Annotated in this window: 18 protein-coding genes; 6 read left to right on the forward strand and 12 right to left on the reverse strand. The window is 67.0% G+C overall.

Going from position 1 to position 21,584, the window contains the following annotated elements; genetic code table 11:
* Positions 1–24: 24 nt before the first annotated feature.
* Positions 25–417 (forward strand): Co2+/Mg2+ efflux protein ApaG, encoded by a 393-nt coding sequence (apaG, locus tag J0I42_RS16185; protein WP_291656219.1) that lies wholly within the window; start codon positions 25–27, stop codon positions 415–417.
* The gene (gene argE, locus J0I42_RS16190) at positions 414–1,592 is read left to right on the forward strand and encodes an acetylornithine deacetylase (RefSeq protein ID WP_291656221.1); all 1,179 of its coding nucleotides are present in this window, start codon (positions 414–416) and stop codon (positions 1,590–1,592) included. Before apaG ends, argE begins: the two co-directional genes overlap by 4 nt.
* Before the next feature lie 222 nt (positions 1,593–1,814).
* Here argE and J0I42_RS16195 read toward each other — a convergent pair whose 3' ends face one another.
* The 3 genes from J0I42_RS16195 to J0I42_RS16205 are packed head-to-tail and all read right to left on the reverse strand — an operon-like array spanning position 1,815 to position 5,005.
* Entirely contained in the window at positions 1,815–2,822 is a 1,008-nt protein-coding gene (locus J0I42_RS16195) for an Hsp33 family molecular chaperone (protein ID WP_291656223.1), read from the reverse strand.
* On the reverse strand, positions 2,822–3,742 hold the full coding sequence (gene argF / locus J0I42_RS16200) for an ornithine carbamoyltransferase (RefSeq protein WP_291656224.1): 921 nt from the start codon (positions 3,740–3,742) through the stop codon (positions 2,822–2,824). The genes J0I42_RS16195 and argF overlap by 1 nt, the downstream gene beginning before the upstream one ends.
* Before the next feature lie 42 nt (positions 3,743–3,784).
* Positions 3,785–5,005 (reverse strand): aspartate aminotransferase family protein, encoded by a 1,221-nt coding sequence (locus tag J0I42_RS16205; RefSeq protein WP_291656225.1) that lies wholly within the window; start codon positions 5,003–5,005, stop codon positions 3,785–3,787.
* A gap of 544 nt (positions 5,006–5,549) precedes the next feature.
* Here J0I42_RS16205 and J0I42_RS16210 point away from each other — a divergent pair.
* On the forward strand, positions 5,550–6,098 hold the full coding sequence (locus J0I42_RS16210) for a GcrA family cell cycle regulator (protein ID WP_291656226.1): 549 nt from the start codon (positions 5,550–5,552) through the stop codon (positions 6,096–6,098).
* A gap of 82 nt (positions 6,099–6,180) precedes the next feature.
* Here the strand turns inward: J0I42_RS16210 and J0I42_RS16215 are convergent, their stop codons facing one another.
* The 5 genes from J0I42_RS16215 to J0I42_RS16235 all read right to left on the reverse strand — a co-directional run bounded on the left by J0I42_RS16215 (position 6,181) and on the right by J0I42_RS16235 (position 11,870).
* Positions 6,181–7,224 (reverse strand): amino acid ABC transporter permease, encoded by a 1,044-nt coding sequence (locus J0I42_RS16215; RefSeq protein ID WP_291656227.1) that lies wholly within the window; start codon positions 7,222–7,224, stop codon positions 6,181–6,183.
* Positions 7,221–8,384 carry an amino acid ABC transporter permease gene (locus J0I42_RS16220; protein ID WP_291656228.1) on the reverse strand — a complete coding sequence of 388 codons (1,164 nt, stop codon included), beginning with the start codon at positions 8,382–8,384 and terminating at the stop codon, positions 7,221–7,223. Before J0I42_RS16220 ends, J0I42_RS16215 begins: the two co-directional genes overlap by 4 nt.
* 120 nt (positions 8,385–8,504) lie before the next feature.
* A complete protein-coding gene (locus J0I42_RS16225; protein ID WP_465247688.1) occupies positions 8,505–9,536 on the reverse strand; it encodes an amino acid ABC transporter substrate-binding protein in 1,032 nt (343 codons plus the stop codon).
* A gap of 97 nt (positions 9,537–9,633) precedes the next feature.
* The gene (locus J0I42_RS16230) at positions 9,634–10,677 is read right to left on the reverse strand and encodes a GMP reductase (RefSeq protein ID WP_291656230.1); all 1,044 of its coding nucleotides are present in this window, start codon (positions 10,675–10,677) and stop codon (positions 9,634–9,636) included.
* 110 nt (positions 10,678–10,787) lie between these two features.
* Positions 10,788–11,870 carry a DMT family transporter gene (locus tag J0I42_RS16235; RefSeq protein ID WP_291656232.1) on the reverse strand — a complete coding sequence of 361 codons (1,083 nt, stop codon included), beginning with the start codon at positions 11,868–11,870 and terminating at the stop codon, positions 10,788–10,790.
* Between the two features lie 380 nt (positions 11,871–12,250).
* Here J0I42_RS16235 and J0I42_RS16240 point away from each other — a divergent pair, with 380 nt between their 5' ends.
* A complete protein-coding gene (locus tag J0I42_RS16240; RefSeq protein ID WP_291656234.1) occupies positions 12,251–13,357 on the forward strand; it encodes an AbrB family transcriptional regulator in 1,107 nt (368 codons plus the stop codon).
* Positions 13,358–13,363: 6 nt separating this feature from the next.
* Here the strand turns inward: J0I42_RS16240 and J0I42_RS16245 are convergent, their stop codons facing one another.
* On the reverse strand, positions 13,364–14,533 hold the full coding sequence (locus tag J0I42_RS16245; RefSeq protein WP_291656236.1) for a glycosyltransferase: 1,170 nt from the start codon (positions 14,531–14,533) through the stop codon (positions 13,364–13,366).
* Between the two features lie 167 nt (positions 14,534–14,700).
* On the opposite strand from J0I42_RS16245, the gene J0I42_RS16250 reads away from it, so the two are divergent.
* Positions 14,701–15,750, forward strand: a complete 1,050-nt coding sequence (locus J0I42_RS16250; protein WP_291656238.1) for a glycosyltransferase family 2 protein — start codon at positions 14,701–14,703, stop codon at positions 15,748–15,750.
* Between the two features lie 25 nt (positions 15,751–15,775).
* Here J0I42_RS16250 and J0I42_RS16255 read toward each other — a convergent pair whose 3' ends face one another.
* Together J0I42_RS16255 and J0I42_RS16260 are read right to left on the reverse strand one after the other, a co-directional pair.
* Positions 15,776–18,235, reverse strand: a complete 2,460-nt coding sequence (locus J0I42_RS16255; RefSeq protein WP_291656240.1) for a Wzz/FepE/Etk N-terminal domain-containing protein — start codon at positions 18,233–18,235, stop codon at positions 15,776–15,778.
* Between the two features lie 9 nt (positions 18,236–18,244).
* Positions 18,245–19,339, reverse strand: coding sequence for an endo-1,4-beta-xylanase (locus J0I42_RS16260; RefSeq protein ID WP_291656242.1), 1,095 nt, complete (start codon positions 19,337–19,339; stop codon positions 18,245–18,247).
* A 111-nt stretch (positions 19,340–19,450) separates the two neighbouring features.
* Here J0I42_RS16260 and J0I42_RS16265 point away from each other — a divergent pair, with 111 nt between their 5' ends.
* Complete coding sequence (locus J0I42_RS16265; RefSeq protein WP_291656244.1) at positions 19,451–20,689, forward strand: lipopolysaccharide biosynthesis protein; 1,239 nt, start codon at positions 19,451–19,453, stop codon at positions 20,687–20,689.
* Here the strand turns inward: J0I42_RS16265 and J0I42_RS16270 are convergent.
* A complete protein-coding gene (locus tag J0I42_RS16270) occupies positions 20,681–21,583 on the reverse strand; it encodes a DUF6492 family protein (RefSeq protein WP_291656246.1) in 903 nt (300 codons plus the stop codon). The two genes, J0I42_RS16265 and J0I42_RS16270, sit on opposite strands and share 9 nt — an antisense overlap.
* Between the last annotated feature and the right edge of the window lies 1 nt (position 21,584).

Below are 21,584 nucleotides of genomic sequence, written 5' to 3' on the forward strand. Positions count from 1 at the left end.
CGACCGGCCAAGGCGGAGCCTTCGATGTACCAGGCCCAGACGCATGGCGTGCGTGTGACCGCGGCGCCGCGTTTCATGGATGCGGAATCCTCGCACGCGCAGGGCCGCTATTTCTGGGCCTACGCGATCGAGATCGTGAACCTCTCGACACAGACCGTGCAGTTGATGACCCGGCACTGGTTCATCACCGACGGACGCGGCGAGGTCCATGAGGTGCGCGGCGAGGGCGTGGTCGGCAAGCAGCCTGTGCTGCGACCTGGCGAGAGCTTCCACTACACCTCGGGCTGCCCGCTGACGACGCCTGACGGCTCGATGCACGGTTTCTACGCCATGCAGGACGAGAGCGGCACGATCTTCGATGTCGAGGTACCGCTCTTCCCGCTCGATTCCCCCTATGTGAAGAAGGTTCTGCATTGACCGCCTCCGCTCCTGCCGGGCAGCGCCATACGCCGCTCGAGATGCTCGCCCGCCTCGTCGCCTTCGACACCGTAAGCGACAAGTCCAACCTGGCCCTTCTCGATTTCGTCGAGCACTACCTCGCCGGCTGGGGCGTATCCTCCGTGCGCTTCCCGAACGAAACCGGCGACAAGGCCGCCCTGTTCGCGACCGTCGGCCCGCAGGATCGCGGCGGCATCGTTCTCTCCGGCCATACCGATGTCGTCCCGGTGGCCGGCCAGGCCTGGAGCCGCGACCCGTTCACGCTGCATGTCGAGGATGGCAAGGCCTATGGCCGCGGCGCCGTCGACATGAAGGCCTTCCTGGCGCTCGGGCTCGCGCTGGTGCCGGATTTCCTGGCGGCGAACCTGAAGACGCCGATCCACCTCTTCCTGTCCTATGACGAGGAGGTGACCTGCCTCGGCGTGGTCGACGGCATCAATGCCATGGGCAAGACCCTGCCGCGACCGCGCGCCGTCATCGTCGGCGAGCCGACCATGCTCGACATCTGCGACGCGCATAAGGGCGTGCGGACCTTCCAGACCGTGGTAAAGGGCTTTGCAGCGCATTCCTCCAAGCCGCAACTCGGCGCCAGCGCCGTCCATGCCGGCGCGCTGCTCGCGGCCGAACTCGACCAGATGGCGGAGGACGCCAAGCAGCGGCCGGACACGAGCGGCCGCTTCGACCCGCCCTATGACACCATCCATATCGGCACGTTCCATGGCGGCATCGCCCGCAACATCCTGGCCGATCGCAGCGAGATCCTCTGGGAGATCCGGACGGTGCCGAGCTCCGACCCCGAGGCCGGCCCGGCCCGCTTCGCCAAGGTGGCCGACAAGGTGCTGGCGCGGATGCGTTCGACCGCGCCGAGTGCCGCGATCGAGACGCAGATGACCTCGGACGTGCCGGGACTGGCGCCCGATCCCGGCTCGGAGGCCGAGCGGCTCGCGATGCGGCTCTCCGGCCGCAACCACACAATCGCCGTCGCCTATGCCACCGAGGCCGGCCATTTCCAGCATGCGGGGCTGCCCACCGTGGTCTGCGGCCCCGGTTCGATCGACCAGGCGCATCAGCCGGACGAGTACATCACGCTGGAGCAACTGGCCGCCGGCGAGACCTTCATGCGCAAGCTGATGGCGGAGTGCCAGGCGGGGTAGAGCGCGTCATGCTCGGGCCGGTTCTCCAGCGATCGGCCTGCACAGAACGTGGCATTGAAGCGCCGGAAACCCACTGCCCTAGGGTGAGGGGTCGGCCGCTCACCGTGCTTGCCGTGAGGTGGTCGCTGCGCAGCGGTGAGACAGAGTTTCGCTGGTCCAGGGGACTACACCTCACCCCTGCTCCTCTCCCTACGGGAGAGGAGTCGCGTCGCGGTTCGAGTATTATTCCGAACCCGCCGCCTGCCCCTCCTCAACCTCGGCCGGGTCGAAGGAATAGCGCCGCGAGCAGAATTCGCAGGTGACGCCGAGCTTGCCGTCATCGGCGATCATCGCCTTGCGATCTTCCGGCGCGAAGCCGCGCAGCATCGACAGAACGCGCTCGCGCGAACAGCGGCAGGCCTCGTGCACGACGACCGGCTCGAAGACGCGGGCACCGCGCTCGTGGAACAGGCGATAGAGCAGGCGTTCGCTCTCCAGCGTCGGGTCGAGCAGTTCGTGATCCTCGACCGTCTCGACCAGCGAGCGGGCCTCCGCCCAGGCATCGTCGGCGATGCCGTCAGGATCGGTGCCGCCCAGGATCTGATGGCCCTCGGGCGCGTCGCCCGGATGCATGTCGGCCGCGCGCAGGCGGTCCGGCGAATGCGGCATGAACTGCACGAGGATGCCGCCGGCCCGCCATTGCGGGCGCCCGCCCGTCGTGACGGTGCCGACGCCGAGCCGAACCCGCGTCGGAATCTGCTCGGACTGGCGGAAATACTGATGCGCGGCCTCTTCGAGACTCTGGCCCTTCAGCGCGACGATGCCCTGATAGCGCGTCGTGGCCGAGCCCTGGTCGACGGTCATGGCGAGATGGCCCTCGCCGAGCAGCTCGCCGGTCGAGACCTTGTCGAGCGCGATCGCCTCGACGAGCCTGGCCTCGTCGATCTGGGCGACGGCGCGGAAATTGTCGGGCGCGTTGAAATCGACCACCATCATGGAAATGGCGCCGTCGCTCTTGGTCTGGAGCTGGAAGCGGCCCTCGAATTTCAGTGCCGTTCCGAGCAGGACGGTGAGTGCAGCCGCCTCACCGAGCGCGCGCGAGACGGGCTCGGGATAGGCGTGGCGTTCGAGAATCGTGTCGATCGAAGCGCCCAGCCGCACGACGCGGCCGCGCACGTCGAGATCGGGCACGGCGAAGGGAATGACCCGATCGTCGAGCCCGGCGGTGCTCATGGTGTCGTCCACGGCCATCAGGCCGCCACTCCGCCGAAGCACCAGGCGAGAATGCCCTTCTGCGCATGCAGGCGGTTCTCGGCCTCGTCGAAGACGGCCGATTGCGGGCCGTCCATGATCGCGTCCGTGACCTCCTCGCCGCGCGAGGCCGGCAGGCAGTGCATGAAGATCGCGTCCTTCTCGGCGCGCTGCATCAGCCTCTCATCGACCTGATAGGGCCGCAGCAGGTTGTGGCGGGTGCCTTCCTCGTCGCCCATCGAGACCCAGCAATCGGTGATGACGCAGTCGGCGCCCTCGACCGCTTCCTCGGGCCGGTTCGTCAACTTGATCTTCGCGCCCTGCTTTCTGGCCCAGGCGATCAGGGCCGGAGGTGGCGCCAGTTCCTCCGGCGTCGCGACGGCCAACTCGAAATCGAGCCGGCCGGCGGCATGAACCCAGGAGGTCAGCACGTTGTTGGTATCGCCGGTCCAGGCGATGCGCTTGCCCTCGATCGCTCCCTTGCGCTGCTCGAAGGTCATGACGTCGGCCATCACCTGGCAAGGATGCTGGCGCTTGGTCAGGCCGTTGATCACCGGGACGGTCGCGTATTTCGCCATCTCGACCAGCGAGTCGTGATCCAGGATGCGGATCATGATCGCGTCGACATAGCGCGACAGCACGCGCGCAGTGTCCGCGATGGTCTCGCGCTCGCCGAGTTCGATCTCGTGGCCTGCGACCATCATCGGCGATCCCCCGAGTTCACGGATGCCGACATCGAAGGAGACGCGCGTGCGCAGGCTAGGCTGCTCGAAGATGGTCGCGACGACCTTGCCCTCGAGCAGGCGATCTCCGGCGGCGGCGGGGGTACGGCGTCGCGCCTTGATCTCCTCGCCCGTGCGCAGGATCGCGCGCAGCTCGCTGCCGGAGAAATCGGAGAGATCGAGGAAATGGCGCGTCACGGGCGCTTCCTTCGCTTCGCTGGTGTGGGGGCTGGGGTGAGCTTATTCGGCGGCCGGGCGCTTCAGCGCGGCCTCGACGGCGGATGCCGCCTTGTCGAGACGCGACACGGCCTCCGCGATATCAGCTTCGGTGATGATCAGCGGCGGCAGCAGGCGCACGACATTATCGCCGGCTCCGACGACGAGCAGGCCCTGGGCACGCGCCTCGTTGACGAAATCGGTGTTCGGCGTGTGGAGCTTGAGGCCGAGCATCAGGCCCTCGCCGCGGATCTCGGCGATGACACCAGGATGCTTGTCCTTGAGCTCGGCCAGCGACTGCTTGAGCCGGAGCGCAATCTGACCGACGCGCTCGATGAAGCCGGGCGCCAGCACCACGTCGAGCACGGCATTGCCGACCGCCATGGCGAGCGGATTGCCGCCGAACGTGGTGCCGTGCGTGCCGAGCGTCATGCCCGAGGCCGCCTCCTCCGTCGCGAGGCAGGCGCCCATCGGGAAGCCGCCGCCGATGCCCTTGGCGATCGACATGATGTCGGGCGCGACGCCATACATCTCATGAGCGAAGAACTTGCCGGTGCGGCCGACGCCGGTCTGGATCTCGTCGAAGATCAGCATCAGGCCCTGCTCGTCGCAGAGATCGCGCAGGAGCTTCAGGAAGCGGGCCGGCACGGAGCGCAGACCGCCCTCGCCCTGGATCGGCTCGATCATCAACGCGGCCGTCTCCGGCGTGATCGCGGCACGCAGCGCCTTCTCGTCATCGAAGGGCACCTGATCGAAGCCGTCGACCTTGGGGCCGAAGCCGTCGATGTACTTCTGTTGACCACCGGCGGCGATTGTCGCCAGCGTGCGGCCGTGGAAAGCACCCTCGAAGGTGATGATGCGGTAGCGTTCGGGATGGCCCTTCGCGGCATGGTATTTCCGCGCCATCTTGATGGCGCACTCGTTCGCCTCGGCACCCGAGTTGGTGAAGAAGACACGCTCGGCGAACGTCGCCTCGCAGAGTCGCCGCGCCAGCCGCTCGCCATCCGGCGCGCCATAGAGATTCGAGGTGTGCCAGATCTTGCCTGCCTGCTCGGTCAGCGTCTTGACGAGATGCGGATGGGCGTGGCCGAGCGCGTTGACCGCGATGCCGGCGCCGAAATCGAGATAGCGGGTGCCATCGGCCGTAATCGCCCAGGGGCCCTCACCGCGCTCGAAAGCGACGGGGGCACGGGCATAGGTCGGGACGAGTACGGACTGGCTGGCGGAAACTGGGGCGGGAGCCATGAGACGAAGATCCTCGCGAAGGGGACGGGGTGAGATCGGATTGGCGCTGGACGGTGAACGACGATCCGGGGATGGACGCTGCATGATGCAGCCATGATGCGACCCGGCGGCGACGTTATCGTCGCACCCAGCTCCGGACCTCTCGTCGCGCCGTCATCCGCATCGTCGGAACCTTGATCCGCCAAACATAAGCGCCGCCCGATCGAGGGCGGCGTCACCTTGTGGATAAATATGCTTAAGGCGGCCGCGACTGTCAATTGAATGCCGCTGGGACAGTGTTGCCGAAAGGATTCGCTTGACCTTGCAATCGCGAATCGTCTGGGGAAAAGCCCAATTCGGATTCGCCGACTCTTGTTCGCGAGTCACCGCAGCTTGTATGGTCGTCTTCGTCAGATACGACATTTCGTGCGGCGCCTCCTGTACCGTCTGTTGCGGCAGCAACGGCTTTGTCCCTGCGACGGAGCCGCCGGTCCCGGATTCCGTCACGAAGCGCCCTTAAAGGCAGGCTCCGCGAGGGGCCGGCCGGACAAGACAGGTGATGCGGATGAACGAAGCCGGAGCATGGACGGAAGAGCGCGTCGAGCAGCTCAAGAAGCTCTGGAGCGACGGGCTGAGCGCCAGCCAGATCGCCGCCGAGCTGGGCAGTGTCACGCGCAACGCGGTGATCGGCAAGGTCCACCGCCTCGGCCTCTCGGGCCGGGCCAAGAGCGCGGCGCAGCCCGCCGCGCCACGCAACAGCGCCCCGCGCAAGGCACCCGCCCGCTCGCCGAGCCATCCGATGGCCGGCGCAGCCTCCGCCCCGACGCGCGGCGCCCATGCGCTTGCGCCGGAATTCGCCCCCGAGGCGGAGATCGAGGTCGAAGCTGCACCGCTGCCGTCCGAGGACGTTGTGATTCCGTTCTCGGAGCGGGTCACCATCATGGACCTGCGCGAATATATGTGCCGCTGGCCGATGGGCGATCCGACGACTCCGGAATTCCGGTTCTGCGGTGCACGTTCGCAGACCGGCCTGCCCTATTGCAGCCACCATGCCCGCATCGCCTATCAGCCCGCGGCCGACCGGCGGCGGGACCGGAGCAGGGTCCGGGCCTGAACGGCTTCGGAGCATCGAGTAGGGAAAACCGGCCTCGAAGGCCGGTTTTTTATTGCCTGAGATCGAAGGGGGCCGCGCCGCCTCACAACCTCCGCTTCTTCTCCAGCGAGCGGCTCCAGCGCGAGAGAGCGAAGCAGATCAGCCAATAGATCGCGCCTGAGAAGGCATAAGCTTCCATGTTCATGCCGACCCAGTTGGGGTCGGCGAGCGACGCCTGAGCGACGCCGAGCAGATCGAGGATCGAGACAACCAGCACCAGCGTCGTGTTCTTGATCAGAGCGATGAATTCGTTGGTCATCGCAGGCAACGAGATGCGTAGCGCCTGCGGCAGCACGATCAGACCCGTCGCCTTCCAGTAGTTGAGGCCGAGAGCGGTCGCCGCCTCGCGCTGGCCCTTGGGCAGGGCCTGCAGGCCGCCGCGCACAGCTTCCGCCATGTAGGCGGCGATGACGAAGCCGAGACCGATGACGGCGCGCGCCAAGCGGTCTATGCCGATGCCCCCCGGCAGGATCAAGGGCAGCAGCAGCGAAGCCAGGAAGATCACAGCGATGATCGGCACGCCACGCCAGAACTCGATGAAGATGACACTGATCAGCCGGATGATCCTGAGTTCCGATTGCCGGCCGAGCGCGAAGATAATGCCGAGCGGGATCGCGATCAGGCTCGAATAGATCGAGATGAACAGGGTGAGCATCAGCCCGCCCCATTCGCGCGTCTCGATGTAGCGCAGGCCGAAACCGCCCGAGAGCAGCCAGATGCCGAGCGGCGGCAGGGCGACCAGCATGGCGAGGCCGAGCTTCAGCCTGAGACGCTGCGGCGCCAGGACAATCGATGCGATCCCCAGCACGAAGGCGATGCCGGCAATGTCGACGCGCCAGCGCTGGTCGACCGGGTAGAGCCCGTACATGAACTGGCCGAAGCGGGCGCGGATGAAGACCCAGCAAGCGCCGCCGGGCGCGCAATCGGCGCGCGTCGAGCCGGCCCAGGTCGCATCGATCACCGCCCAGCGGATCAGCGGAATGCCGACCCAGGCGATCAGGACGACCAGCACCATCGAGACGAAACCCGTGAAGGGCGTGGCGAAGAGGCGTTCGCGCCAGATCGAGAGGGAGGATGCGCGGGTCATCGCGTCACCAGGGCGATGCGGGCGTTGTACCAGTTCATCAGCGCGGAGACGACGAGGCCGATGACCAGATAGACGGCCAGCGTCATGGCGATGATCTCGATCGCCTGGCCGGTATTGTTGAGCGCCGAGCCCATGAACAGGCTGACCACGTCGGGGTAGGCGATCGCGGCGCCGAAGGACGAGTTCTTGAGCACGTTGAGATACTGGTTGGTCAAGGGCGGGGTCATCACCCTCAACGCCTGCGGAATCACGACGAGGCTGAGGATACGGCCGGGCCGCAGGCCCAGCGCCGAGGCGGCCTCGGTCTGCCCCTTCGCCACCGATTCGATGCCGCCGCGCACGATCTCGGCGATGAAGCCGGCGGTATAGGTGACCAGCGCCGCGAGCAGCGCCACGAATTCAGGGATGACGACGAAGCCGCCGCGATAGTTGAAGCCGCGCAGCACGGGGATGTCCCAGCGCGTGGCAAGACTGGCCCAGACGATGGCGAGCGCCGGGACGACCACGATCAGGCCGATGCCGATCGCGAGCAGCGGTGCGTCCTGCCCGGTGCGGTCCTTGCGCCTGTGCGCCCAGGCGCTGGCCAGCCAGTAGCCGAGCCATGACAGCAGGATCGCCAGCGCCGCCCAGCGGAAATTGCCGGGCGCATCCGGCAGCGGAATGGTGAGGCCGCGATTGTTGAGGAAGGCGACGCCAAACAGGCCGATGCTCTGGCGCGGTTGCGGCAGGGCGGCGATGACGCCGAAATACCAGAACAGCACGAAGAACAGGAGCGGGATGTTGCGGACGAACTCGATATAGGCGCCCGCGATGGTCGAGAGCAGCCAGTGCGAGGACAGGCGCGCGATGCCCAGCGCGAAGCCGAGCAGCGTCGCCAGCACGATCGCGATCACCGTCACCAGCATGGTGTTGGCGACACCGACCCAGAACAGGGCGAAGATGTCGTCTGACTGGGTATAACCGGTGAGGACGAAGGGCACCTCGATGCCCGATGTCCGCCAGAGGAAATCGAAGCCCGAGGCGATGCCGGCCTTGACCATGTTCTCCGAGGCGTTGCGCACGAAGAACCCGGTCAGACCGACGAGCAGCACGATCACGGCGATCTGGTAGAACCAGTCCCGGACGCGCTTGTCGTTGACGAGGGAGAGAAAGCTGCTCACGGCCACCTCGATCGAGGTTCGCGGACGTCATTCCCGGGCGTGGCCCGGGAATCTCGTGACGCTTGGGCTGGATTCCGGGATCGCCGGGTCAAGCCCGGCGATCAGGAGCCTTGGCTGCTCTCACTGGAAGGGCGGGGTGAAGAGCAGACCGCCCTTGGTCCAGAGCTGATTCTGGCCGCGCTCGAGCTTCAGCGGAGAGCCCATGCCGACGGTGCGCTCATAGCTCTCGCCGTAATTCCCGACCTGCTTGATGGCATTGTACATCCAGTCGTTCGAGAGCCCCATCATCGCACCGAAGCCACCCTCGGCGCCGAGCAGGCGGCGGACTTCCGAATTCTTGGAATTCGCCTTCATCTCGTCGACATTCTTGGAGGTGACGCCGAGCGCTTCCGCCGCGATCGTGCCGTTCAGCACCCAGCGCACGATGAGCTGCCAGCGCTCGTCACCCCAGCGCGTCACCGGTCCTTGCGGATCGTTCGAGATCGGCTGGGTCAGGATGACGTGCTCTTCCGGGTTCTTCAGCTTGGCACGCTGGCCGGCGAGCGCGCCGACGCCGGCGGTGTAGGCGTCGCAGCGGCCCGCATCATAGGCGGCGATGGCGTCGTCGTTCTTCTGGAAATTGGTGATGGTGGTCTTGAGATTGCGCTCGCGGAACCAGTCGGCGGCGTTCTTCTCCTCGGTGGAACCGGCGGCGACGCAGACCGAGGCGCCGTCGAGATCGGCCGCCGTCTTGGCATTGGCCGACTTGCGGACGATGAAGGTCTGGCCCTCGTAGAAGTTGATGCCCTGGAAGTTGAGGCCGAGCGTCGCGTTGCGCGAGAAGGTGATGGTCGAGTTGCGCGAGAGCACGTCGACCTGGCCCGATTGCAGGATCGGCCAGCGCTGCTGCACCGAGGTCGGCGTGTATTTCACCTTGCTGGCGTCGCCGAGCACCGCGGCGGCCAGTGCCTTGCAATAATCGACGTCGAGCCCGCTCCACTCGCCCTTGTCGTTGGCGAAGGAGAAGCCGGGCAGGCCGAGATGCACGCCGCATTCGAGATTGCCCCGCGCCTTGATGGCGTCCAGCGTCGGGCTCGGCGCCAGTTGCTGCGCCTGCGCCATCGAAATTCCCGCGGTCAGCAGAACCGCTGCTCCCAAGATCCTGAAGGTCATGTCCGTCTCCCCGAAGCCGTCGGCGGCTTTCTGTGTTTGGAGAGCAACTATGCAACAGGCGCCGGCAAAGCGGTAGCGGCGGAAATGCCAATCCGCGTCAGTTGCCGAAGATGGTGTTGAGCTGGCTGCCGACCATGACGAAGGTGGTACGCTTCGACATCTCCTTCAGGCGGACGGCGCCGATATAGGTCATGGCCGAGCGCACCCCGCCCATCAATTCCTGCATCGTGCCTTCGACCGGGCCGCGATAGGGCACCTCGACGGTCTTGCCCTCGGAGGCGCGATATCTCGCGACGCCGCCGGAATACTTGTTCATCGCCGTGTCGGAGGACATGCCGTAGAAGGTCATCGCGACCGGCACCTGCTCGCCATCGCGCTCCTCGTAGCGGATATCACCCTCACATTCGTCATGGCCGGCGAGCATGCCGCCCATCATCACGAAATCGGCGCCGCCACCATAGGCCTTGGCGACATCGCCGGGCACGGTGAGCCCGCCATCGCCGCAGACGAAGCCCTTCAGGCCATGAGCGGCATCGGCGCATTCGATGATGGCGGAGAGCTGCGGATAGCCGACGCCGGTTATCTTGCGCGTGGTGCAGACCGAGCCCGGTCCGATGCCGACCTTGACGATGTCGGCGCCGGCCAGGATCAGTGCCTCCGTCATGTCGCCGGTCACGACATTGCCGGCCATGATCGCCGCGTCCGGAAAGGCGGCGCGCGTCGCCTTGACCGTGTCGACGAATTTCTCGGTATAGCCGTTGGCGACATCGAGGCAGATCTTGGCGATCGGCGACCGGGCGTGGACGGCCTTCAGCTTGTCATGATCGGAATCCGTGGTGCCCAGCGAATAGAAGGCGTTGACCGAGCCCGGTTCGCGGAAGAAGGCGATCAGCTCCTCGGCGCTGTAATGCTTGTGCAGGGCGACCATGGCTCCGTGCGTCAGCAGCGCGCGCGCCATCGCCATGGTGCCGACGACGTCCATGTTGGCGGCGATCAGCGGAAAACCCTTCCACTCCTTGCCGGTGTGGGTGAAGCGGAACGAGCGCTCGACATCGACCTCGGCGCGGCTGCCCAGCGTCGAGCGCTTCGGGCGGATCAGAACGTCGCGGAAATCGAGCTTCGGGTCGTTTTCGATGCGCATGATCGGGCCTCTGGCTGTCGCTGCCGCGCGAACAAGCGGGGCGGCACGCACGCGGGAGAGGCGTGCGCCGATTCATAGCGTCCGGGACGCGAGCCGCGCAATCCCGCCTGTCAGGCCGCAGCGGGCGGCGGGCTCGTCCGGGCGTTCTTGCGGATCGTGTAGAGCGTCGCGCCGATGACGACGGCCGCGCCGAGCCAGGTGGTGAGCTCGGGAATCTCGGCGAAGAAGACGAAGCCGGTGAAGCTCGCCAGCAGCAGGCGGCTGAAATCGAGCGGTGCGAGCGCTGCCGCCTCGCCGACCTGATAGGCACGGGTTATCAGCCATTGTCCGGCCGTACCGAACAGGCTGAGCGTGATCAGCCAGAACCATTGATCGGACGTCGGCGGCTGCCACCAGGCCCAGGCGGGCACTGCCAGGAGAATGATCAGAACGAGACCCTGATACAGCAGGATCGTATCGGTACGCTCGCTCGCGGCGAGCTTGCGGACGCTGACCGTAATGGCGGCGCCACAGATCGCGCCGGCAACCGCGAGCAGGGCATAGATATCCAGCCCCTCCGAGCTCGGCCGCAGCATGATCAGCACGCCGGCGAAACCGATCACCGTCGCCGTCCAGCGCCTGACATCGACGACTTCCTTGAGGAAGAGCACCGCCGCTATGGTGACGAAGAGCACCTGGCTGAACCCGATCGCCGTCGCCTGGGCCAGCGGGATCTTGATCACCGCCGTAAAGCCGCAGAGCATCGAGAGCAGCGTGACCACGCTGCGGAATATCTGCAGACCGAGCCGGTCGGTATGCAGGGCGCGGCGCAGACTGCCGGCGGCGAAGAGCAGCAGGATCGCGGTCATGATCACCTGCCGGATCAACAGGATCTGTACGAGCGGGATCCCTTGTCCGACATGCTTGATGCCGGCGACCATCACGGCATAGACGAGCAGCGCGGCGAACATGAAAACCGAGCCGCGCAGATTCGGGCTGGCACCACGCCACCAAGAGCGCAGATGCTGCCCGCGGCTTTCGAACCAGCCGGGCGGGGCCGTCCTGGCGCCGGCAGGCGGCTCGCACTCGACGATTTGGGCGGGATGGGGCGAATCCGGCTCGGAAGGCGAGGCAACGGCCTGTTCGTGCCATGCCGGGACATCGCCTTCGAACCCCGGCCGCCCGTGCCGGCGGGACTGCCGCTCGTCGTTCATCACCCTCAACCAATGGTCGGCGGCCGATGAACGGCCCGGCATTTCATCCCTGCCGCAAATCATTGAGGAAACGCTGCAATTCGGCCAATGACAATGCGGCATGGCCGCGTTGTCCCGGCCGCGCGACGCGCAGGGGCGACATACCCCGGGCGGGCTGTGCAACGATGAGAGCAGCCTCTAGAGCAGTTCCGCGATTCCCTGAATCGCGGAACTGCCTCGAGTTTTCATTTCATCGCATTTTCTTACCGCGAACCAGCATCCGCCTCGCTCGAAAATGCTCCAGGACGAACCCGAAAGGGATCCCGCCGATTGACGCTTCCAGCCCGCCTCTCTTCCCGCCTCCAGACCATCGCAACAGGCCGGCGCGGCGGAACGCGGCGATGAAGGTCCTGCTCGACGATTTCCTGGGCGGGCTCAAGGCGCTTGCTCCCCGCCGCTTCCCCTATCGGCGCTTCGCCCTGGCGCTGGCGCTCGGCGGGCTCGGCGGCTGGCTCTTCGTGCAGGCCCGTTTGCCGCTGCCCTGGATGCTCGGTTCGATGGTGTTCTGCACCTTTGCCGCCCTGGTCCGCATGCCCGTGGCGGCGCCGGCGGTGATCCGCCCCCCGATGACAGCGGTGATCGGCGTGATGCTCGGCGCCTCGTTCAGGCCGGAGGTGGTTTCGCAACTGCCGAACTGGCTGCCGACGCTCGCCGGGCTCGTGCTGTTCATGGTCGCCTGCGGGCTGTGTTGCGTCACCTATTTCCGTCGTGTCGCCGGGTTCGATCCGGTCACTGCCTTTTTCTCGGGCATGCCGGGCGGTCTGATCGAGATGGTCACGGTCGGCGAGGAGAAGGGCGGCGACGCCCGCATCATCGCGCTCATCCACTCGGCCCGCATCCTGCTCGTCGTGATGACCCTGCCCTTCATCGTGCAGTGGATCGGAGGCGTTACGCTGGGCGGCGGGCGCGTCGCCGGCCCTTCGCTGTCGCAGACGCCGCTCGGTTCCGAACTCTGGCTGATCGGCTGCGGCATCGCCGGCGTGATCATCGGGCACTGGCTGCGGATGCCCGCGAAGTATCTGCTCGGCCCGATGCTCGCCAGCGCAGTCGTGCATATCACGGGGCTCAGCGCCGCAATGCCGCCCTCGGAAATCGTCAACGCGGCGCAACTCGTGCTGGGTGTGACGATCGGCTGCCGATTCATCGGGACTGCACCGCGCATCATCCTGCGCGTGCTGGTGCTCTCTGTAGGCTCGACCGCGATCCTGCTGGCCTTGACGCTGGGCTTCGCCTGGCTCGTCGCGCTGGTCTCCGTGCACGGCCATGTCCCGCTGATCCTCGCCTATTCGCCCGGCGGCCTCGCCGAGATGAGCCTGATCGCGCTGGCGCTCCATACCGAAGTCGCCTTCGTGGCGGCCCACCACATCATCCGCGTCTTCCTGGTGATGGTCTCTGCCGGGCCGATCTTCGGCCTGATCGGCCGCCGAAACCGGGTCGCGGCGGAATAGACGCTCTCAACCCAGAGCTGCGGCGAGGCCTTGCGCGAGACCGTTCGCGAGCGCCGCGCGCTGGCCCTTCATGAAGGCCGCGCCGTCGACGCGCTGACGATCTCCCGTGCGGATCGCCGCGACGCGCTCCATCAGGGCCCGGGCAAAATCTCCGGCCGTATCGGCAAGCGTGAAATTGGCGGGCAGCTCCGTGAAACCGCGGCAGGACAGGGTCGTGGCGACTGCCGGAAGGCCGAGCTGCATCGCCTCGATCGTCTTGAGCTGCACGCCTGTTCCGGCCCGGCTCGACAACGCGACGAGCCGACAGGAGCGTAGAAAGCCTTCGGCCGAGGGCACGCGCCCGACCAGCCTCACATTGGGCGACGCCTGCAGCTCAGGCGGCATGCGGCCGGCAACGGCGATCCGGATATCCGCGGGGAGAAGCGGGCCGATCTCGCGCAGGAACCACTCGAGGCCGATGAGGTTGGGGCCCCAGGTCCAGGTGCCGATCAAGCCGATGTCGAAGATCGGGGGCTCGCAGCGATCGTCGGACTGCGTCCCGACGGGGTCGCTGGAGACCAGCGGCAGGACACAGGATTTTTCCCGATAGGCGAGGCCAAGCGCCTGCCGGTCCTCCTCAGCCAGCGTCCAGATGAAACGCGCTTCGCCCCAGAGCCGTCGCTCCAGCCGTTCCAGCAGCCGCGCCTCGCGGCCGTAGAGCCGGCGCAGCAGCGGGTTTCCGGCATGCCCCGCATTCTGGCGGGCCGAGACATGCTCGATATTGTGCTCGACGAGAATACAGGGCGCGATCCCAAGCAACTCGGGAAAAGCACCGGGCAGCATCACCGAATTCAGGACCAGCGCATCGAAAGGCCCGTGCGCCCGGATAGCCTCGACGAAGCGCCCGGCTCCGGCGAGCCTGAGTTTCGCGCTGGCCACCGGCAACCCGAACCGGACGGCGGCGGACAGCCAGCGCAGCTTCCGAGCGGTCGGCGCCACCGCGTTCTCGATATCGGTCTCTGCGACCACGATCGCCTGCGCCGGGTCGGCCGGGATCTCGCCGGGGCGGAGGAAACCGATCGCGACGACATCGTGACCCGCCTCGCGCAGCGCCGAAAGGATCGCCGCATTGGCGATCTCGAAGCCGGTATCCGGCCGGGCGACGGGGATGAGCGAGGTCAGGAAAGCAAGGCGCAAGGAGAGTGCTCGTCGGCAGGTTGGTAACTCCACTCCTCTCATTGGCCGGGCAGGTCAAGCCGTGGCGGCGGCTATGATCAACGGGAGCCGCCGGGAGTGGTCACCCTTTCGACGAAGACGAACACCGAACCTTAAGCTGCCATGACCTAGCCTGCGGCACGATGACCATGGCCAGCCAGACGAACGAAAGCACGACCAGAGGCGAGCGAGCCCGCTCTGCCGCACCGGCTTTCGACACGCCCGAAAGTTTCGAGATAGCGGCGCGTTCGGCGCCGGACGAGCTCTCCCACGTCACCAGCGTCGTCTGTATCCCGACCTTCCGACGCCCGGACATGCTGGAGGCCACGTTGCGTTCGCTCGCCGGCCAGAAGGGCGGGCACGACTTCGCCGTTATCGTCGTCGAGAACGAGGGCATCGAGCGAGCCGGCGCCGCGCGCGCCAGCGCCCTGCTCGCTGACGGGCTGTTCAAGGGCCTGGTCATCGTCGAACCACGCCAGGGCAACTGCAAGGCCTACAACGCCGCCTGGCGCTGCGCATTGACGCGCTTCCCGGCGCTGGAACAGATTCTCGGAATCGACGACGACGAAGAGGCAGATCCCGGCTGGCTCGACGCCTTGATCACCGCAGCCCGCACAGCGCCCGCCGACCTGTTCGGCGGCTCGGTCACGCCCGTCTTCGCCGATGACTCGCGCGCCTGGCTCTCGGCACATCCGGTGTTCCGCTCGCATTATGGCACGAGCGGCCCGGTGCCCATGCTGTATTCGAGCGCAAACTACCTGATCCGACGCGATGTGCTCGACAAGCTGGGCTTCCCCTTCCTCGATGAAAGCTTCGACTTCACCGGCGGGGGCGACACCGATTTCTTCACCCGCGCCAAAGCTGCCGGCTTCCGCTTCTGGTGGGTTCAGGAGGCCGCGCAACGCGAGACCATGCCGAAGAGGCGCAGCGAATTCGACTGGATCCATGCCCGCGGCCTGCGCAACGGCGCGATCTCCGCGGCGATCGAACGGCGGCAGAATCCGGGGCCGGGCGGGAGGTTACGCGTGCTGGCGAAATCGCTCGTGCTGCTTGCCGCGTCAGTTCCGCGCGGTCTCGCCTTGGGCACCCGCACCCGCTCCGCCCTGATCGGACTCTACCATGCCCAGGTCGCGCTCGGCCGGCTGATGTCTGAATTCGGCGTCACCAACGAGCAGTATCGCAAGCCTGAGAAGAACTGACTGGAATCGCGCCGGGCCGCTCGTCTCAAGCCGCGTTGACCACGAGACCGCGAAGCTTGCCCGCATGCACTCCGAGCCATTCCTTCAGGCGCTCGGCCTCGGCCTGAACGGATTTGCCCTCGCGCCCGACCAGCACGATATCGTCAACGATCTCGGCGAAGCGTCCGATCAGGCCATCAGCCGCGGGATGGCCGCCATCCACGATCACGGGCCCGAAGCGATGCGTCGCCGCGAAGGCCCCCGTCCGTAACGGGCCCACCCCGGCCGGCGGGATTCCCCCTGCATAGGGCATGAAGGTCAGGCCAGTGCCCTCGTCCTTCATGATCGCACGGCCCAGCGCGGCCCGGCCGGACATGACATCGCCGAGCCCGATCACGGCATCCGCCGCAAAGACCTTTGTCAGACCATGGGCGCCACCGCCGGCATCGACCAGCAGCGCGGGCAGACCGGATCGAGCCGCATCGAGCGCCAGGTTGAGGGCCAGCGTGGTCGCCCCCGCACGTGGCTCCAGGCCGACGACCAGGATACGGCGACGCTGCTCGCCGCCTGCGGCCCCGGCCAGCTCGTGCCGGGTCGCAGCGATGGCGGCGGCGAAACCGGATTGCGGCTTGTCGATGACATCGACGAGATGGGTCTGACCCTGGAAGACCGAGCGCGCCTCGGCCACGTCGCGGCGCCAACGACGGTTGCGCACCTGCGGGACGGTGCCAAGCATCGGCAGCGCAGCGGGACCGGAAGCGATTTCCGGAGCAGCTTGAGCGACAGGCACGGCTTGCGGCGGATTTGCAGCGCGCTTCGCGGCGCCGCCCGGGATCGCCATGAGGCGCCGCCAGTTCACTGGCGCAGCACCTGTCCGAGAGGGCTGCTGCTGCGGTGGCGGCTCGGATGGCGCAGCCGGCCTGGGCGGAGGCGGCGTAATCACGGCAGCCGGCGCGGGCGCCGGCGCCGGTGCCGGTCGCTCGGTCTCGACGGGTTCGGTAGCGACCGGACGCTGCGCGCGGCGCCAGAACGGCGCGCGCTTCGAAGGCTGCGGCGGCTGACGCGGCACGGCGAAAACGGCGAGACCCAGCGCCAGCAGGACGCCCGCCCCGCCCCCGCCGAAAGCGCCGAGCAGCGCCAGCGTCCGACGGCTCATGCCGCTCTTCTCCAGCGGCGGCATGGCCGGGCTGATGATGCGGGCATTGGTCGTGTCGATGCCGCCGAGCTCGCCCGTCTCACGGGCGCGCTTCAGGAAAGCGTCATAGATAGCCCGGGAAGATTCGACCTCGCGCTCGAGCTCGCGCAATTGCACCGACGCTCGACCGGCCGCGTATTGCCCGGCCGTGAGCTGATCGACCCGACGTGCGAGCTGGCGCTCGGCCTCGACCGCGCGGTCATACTCGACCTTGGCTGCGCGCCCGATGCGGGCGAGTTCCTCACTGATCTGGCGCCTGGCGTCGCGCACCTGCGACTGCGCCGAGGCGAGCGCCGGATGCCGCACGCCGAGCGAGGAGACGAGATCGGCCTCGCGCGCCAGCGCGGCGCCGAGCTGGGCGCGCAGGGCAGTCATGGTATTGGAGGCGACCGCTTCCGGAATGGCCCCGGCCTCGATGCTGGACGCACGGGTGCTCGCTATCTGGTCGTATTTCGCCTTCGCCTCGGTCGCACGGGTCCGGGCCGCGACGAGCTGCGTGCTGTTGAGCGAAAGCTGCTGCTCGCCGAGCGAGCGATCGCCTACGCCGACGATGTTGTTGGCTTCCTTGTATTTCTCCGCCTTTTCCTCGGCGATGCGCAGTCGGTTGCGCAACTCCTCGAGACGGCTGGTCAGCGCGGCCGTCGCTTTCTGCGCGGCTTCGGCGCGCACCGCGGCCTGATCCTCCAGATAGGCCTCGGCCAGTGCATTCGCGATCTTCGCGGCCTTGTCCGGATCCTGAGCCGTCGCGGAGATGTCGATCACGAATGTGCGCTCGCCACGGCGCACCGCGACCGTGCGGTCGAGGGCCGCCAGTGCATAGAGCGTCGCTTTGGGCGAAGGACCGGTATCAGCCCCCAGCATGCGGGCGAGGAAACCAGCCGCCCCCCCGCCGAAATCGGAGTCGCGGTCGAGGTTTAGCCGTTCGACGACGCGCGACTTGATGCTGTCGGAGGCGATGATCCGTGCCTGGCTTTCGAGATAGCCCGTGATCGAGGTCGGGTCGCTGCCGACCGTGTTCGGCGAGACGTCGTTCTGGAGCACGCGCAGGTCGCGCGGATCGATGAAGAGCTGCGCGGTCGAGACATATTTCGGCGTCATCAGCAATCCTGCGAGGATCGCGAGCGCCAGGCCCAGCGCAGCCATCAGCAGGATCAGCCCGCGCCGCGCCCAGAGCGTCCCGACGATCCAGACGGGATCAGCGAGACGGGCGAGCTGGGCAGGCATGTCTGAGGCCGGCCGCTCGCGGCGGTCCGGTCTCTCCTGTGCTTCGCTCGCAGCCGGCTCGGTCGTGAACATGACGCTACGCTTCACTGTCCCGCATCATGCTAGCCCGCGCCTGTAGCGCTCGAGCACTGCCATCATCGGCTTGGGCCGGTAATCGGCATCAAGCGGCAATGGCCGGGCTCGGGCGCTGTCCTTGCGCGGGAAGGTTTCGTGAACCCAAGAATAGCGATCGGTCAGCCCCCAGGCGACGATCGCCTTCGGGCGCTTGGCCGAGACGACCGCTTCGAGGAAGGTCGAGACCAGAGCCGCCGCGATCCTGTCGCGTTGCGCCGCGGGGGCCGGCAGCTTCCAGTCGATCACGTCGAGCTCGGTGATCTCGACATCGAGGCCGAGCTCATCGAGATCGCGCATGAAGCGCTGCACGCCGTCGACATCGATGCCCTTGTCGGCATAGAGATGCGCCTGCATGCCGACGCCATGCACCGGGATGCCCTTGTCCTTCAGGCGCCGGCAGATATCGAGCGCGACCTTGCGGCGCGCGGCGGCGCCGGGGATCGGCTCCTCGAAATGGAAATCGTTGAGCACGAGCCGAGCCTTGGGATCGACCCGCGCCGCGGTGCGGAAGGCGATATCGACATGCTCCGGCCCGAGCAGGCGCTGCCAGATCGTGTCGCGCCAGGGCCCGCCATCCGTGGGATCGTACTTGATGACCTCGTTGACCACGTCCCAGGTCGCGATCTTGCCCTTGTAGCGGTCGACGACGATCTCGATGTGGTTGACGAGCTCGCGCTCGGCCTCGGCCCGTGTCGTCATCTCCCTGGCCCAGTTGGGCAATGCCTCGCCCCAGAGCAGGGTATGCCCGCGCAGCGCCTTCCTGTTCGCCTGGGCGAAGGCCACGAGCTCGTCGGCGCCGGAGAAATCGAAGCGCGGCTGGTCGTGCCGCAACGCCTCCCATTTCAGGTCGTTCATCGGCACGACGACATCGCAATAGCGCTTCAGCGCGTCGCGGTAGCGCGCATCGTCACGGAAGGCGCCGATCTCCGCTGCAGAGCCGAACGGGATCGGCCGCACGGCTGCAGCGCCGCTCCCGGACATGGCGCCGGCCATCAGGCAGGCGGAGGCCCCGCGCAGCACGCCGCGGCGCGTCGGCACCGCTTCATTCCAGTCCATGTCGGGCTTCTGCTCGGTCAATCGGGACGCTTCCGTGTCGTTTAGGGTCGCTCAACGCCTCTGGGCTAAGAGGGTTTCTTCACGCTGGAACGCTTAAGGCACGCGCCGGGCCAGCCGCCGCGGAAACGGGTCATGCTGCCGGATCGCACCACCATCTTCGCCTACCTCACCATCCTGAGCGGCTCCGCCGGCCGGCTCGTGATCTCCCTTGTCTACTTCCTCATCGTTGCGAATACGTTGACCCTTGGCGAATTCGGTCTGTTCGCGACCGCGTCCTCGACCGGGCTCATCCTGTCGCGCCTGCTGGCCTTCGGCTTCATCTCGCCGCTCTACCGCGTCGCCACCGTCAAGCCGCGCCTGCTCGGCGCCTATCTCTCCGGCTTCGCCGGCCTCTCCGCCCTGTCGCTGCCCCTGATCGTCGCAGTCGCCGGAGCCGCTTATCTTCTGCTCTTCGCGGAGCGGCTCGCGCTCCTGCCCTTCGCCGTGATCATCGCCGCGGAGGTGCTGGGCTGGCGGCTCGTCGAGGTCGTCGCCATCGTCAATAACGGCTTGAGGCGCTTCCGGCAGGCAGCCGTCCTCGTCATCATCGGCTCGGGCTTGCGGACAATCGCCGCGCTGCTCTTCGCCGCCTTCGGTCAGGCCAGTCTCGAGATCTGGGCCTTCGCCTATTGCGGAGCGACGATGGCGAGCGCCCTGATCGCGCTCATCGCGTTCCTGCCGAGGGCGCGCTGGCGCCTCGTGCGCAGCCTCTATCCGCGCCGCATGGCGGATGCCGTCTTCGCCGGCGCCGCCGATATCGTGTTCTACGTCCAGTCCGAGCTCGACAAGCTCCTGGTGCTGGGCCTCGCCGGTGAGCGCACCGCCGGTCTCTACGCGATCGCGCTCCGGGTGATCGACCTCACCGCCATGCCGGTGCGGAGCTTCAACCAGATGCTGGTACAGAAGATCATGCAGGATCGCGGCATCGGCGGCTTCAAACGGCTCGCGGCTTACGAGGCCGGCATCGCGCTGGTCTCGATCGCCGGGCTCGTCGCCGTGATCATCGCGCTCAAGCCCTTCCCGCATCTGCTCGGGCGCAATGTCTCGGAAGCCGCCTATCTGTTCGTGCCGATGCTGCTGGTCCCGGCCTTCCGCAATCTCGTCGAGTACCATGCGGAGCTGCTCTATGCCCGCGAACGCACCGGTTCGCGCATCGCGCTCCTGTGCCTGCTGACCGCCATCAAGGCCGGGCTGATCTCGCTGGTGATGACACGCTTCCCGGCGGCCGGAAGCTGGGCTGCCGGGATGAATGTCGTCTTCGGCGTGGTCTATCTCGCCTCGGCCGGCTTCACCTACACGCTGCTGGCGCAGGGACGCAGGCTTTCACGCTGAGGCTTGTTGCTCAAACAGGGCGCGAATGCGGTCGAGCGGCTGGCCGATGAAAGACTGGATGCCGACGGCGACCTGCCAGGGCTCCAGCACCTCCTCGAAGGAGGCGAGCCGATCCATCCCGGCTACGTCCTCGCTGAACCAGTAGACCTTGCAGAGCTCGCGGGCGTCCGGCCAGTGGCCGGCGGCCTCGAGTCCAAGCACGCGCTCGACGAAATAGCCGTAGATCATGTATTCCGAGAACTGCCGCTCGCGGGCGATCGCGGAGATCCAGTCGCGCCCGCTGACGCTCTCGACATGGTCGAGCAGGGCCAGCACATGGTCGCGGCGCCAACTCACCATGTTGTTGATGTAATCGGGGCTCGGAAACGAGGGCGGATCGATGCCGAGCAGGGCGCAGGCATGCGTGCACCAGGGAATATGGCGCGCCATGTCGGCGGTGATCGCATCGGGCTTGCGGTAAAGCCGGATCGCGCCATCGTCCGACAAACTGGTCAGGTCGAAAGGCCGCACGAACAGCATGTCGGAATCGGCGAAGAGGATGACGTCCTCGGTGCCGGCCTGGGCCACCGCGAATTTCCGGAGCTGCTGGGCATGCCAGCCGCGCAAGGGCGGGACGCCGCGCGCAAGGGCTTGCGCGCCGGTCCAGAGGCGGCGCTTGCCGAAGCTGAGGGGATCGGGCCGCGATCGCAGCCAGCCCGGCAGCAATTGCGATTCCGGCAGGATGCGGCGACGCGGTCCTTCGAGATCGCGAAAGAGCGGGACGTCACGATCCTCGACCAGGAGATAATGGACCGCATGACCGGTGACGAAACGGTCGATGCTGGCGCAAAGCAGCCGGCAGCGTTCGATATCGCCCCTGTAGCTCGGGGTCGCCAGGGCAAAGGTTTCGCTCAAT

Source organism: Allobosea sp. (assembly GCF_017308015.1).
Taxonomy (GTDB): Bacteria; Pseudomonadota; Alphaproteobacteria; order Rhizobiales; family Beijerinckiaceae; genus Allobosea.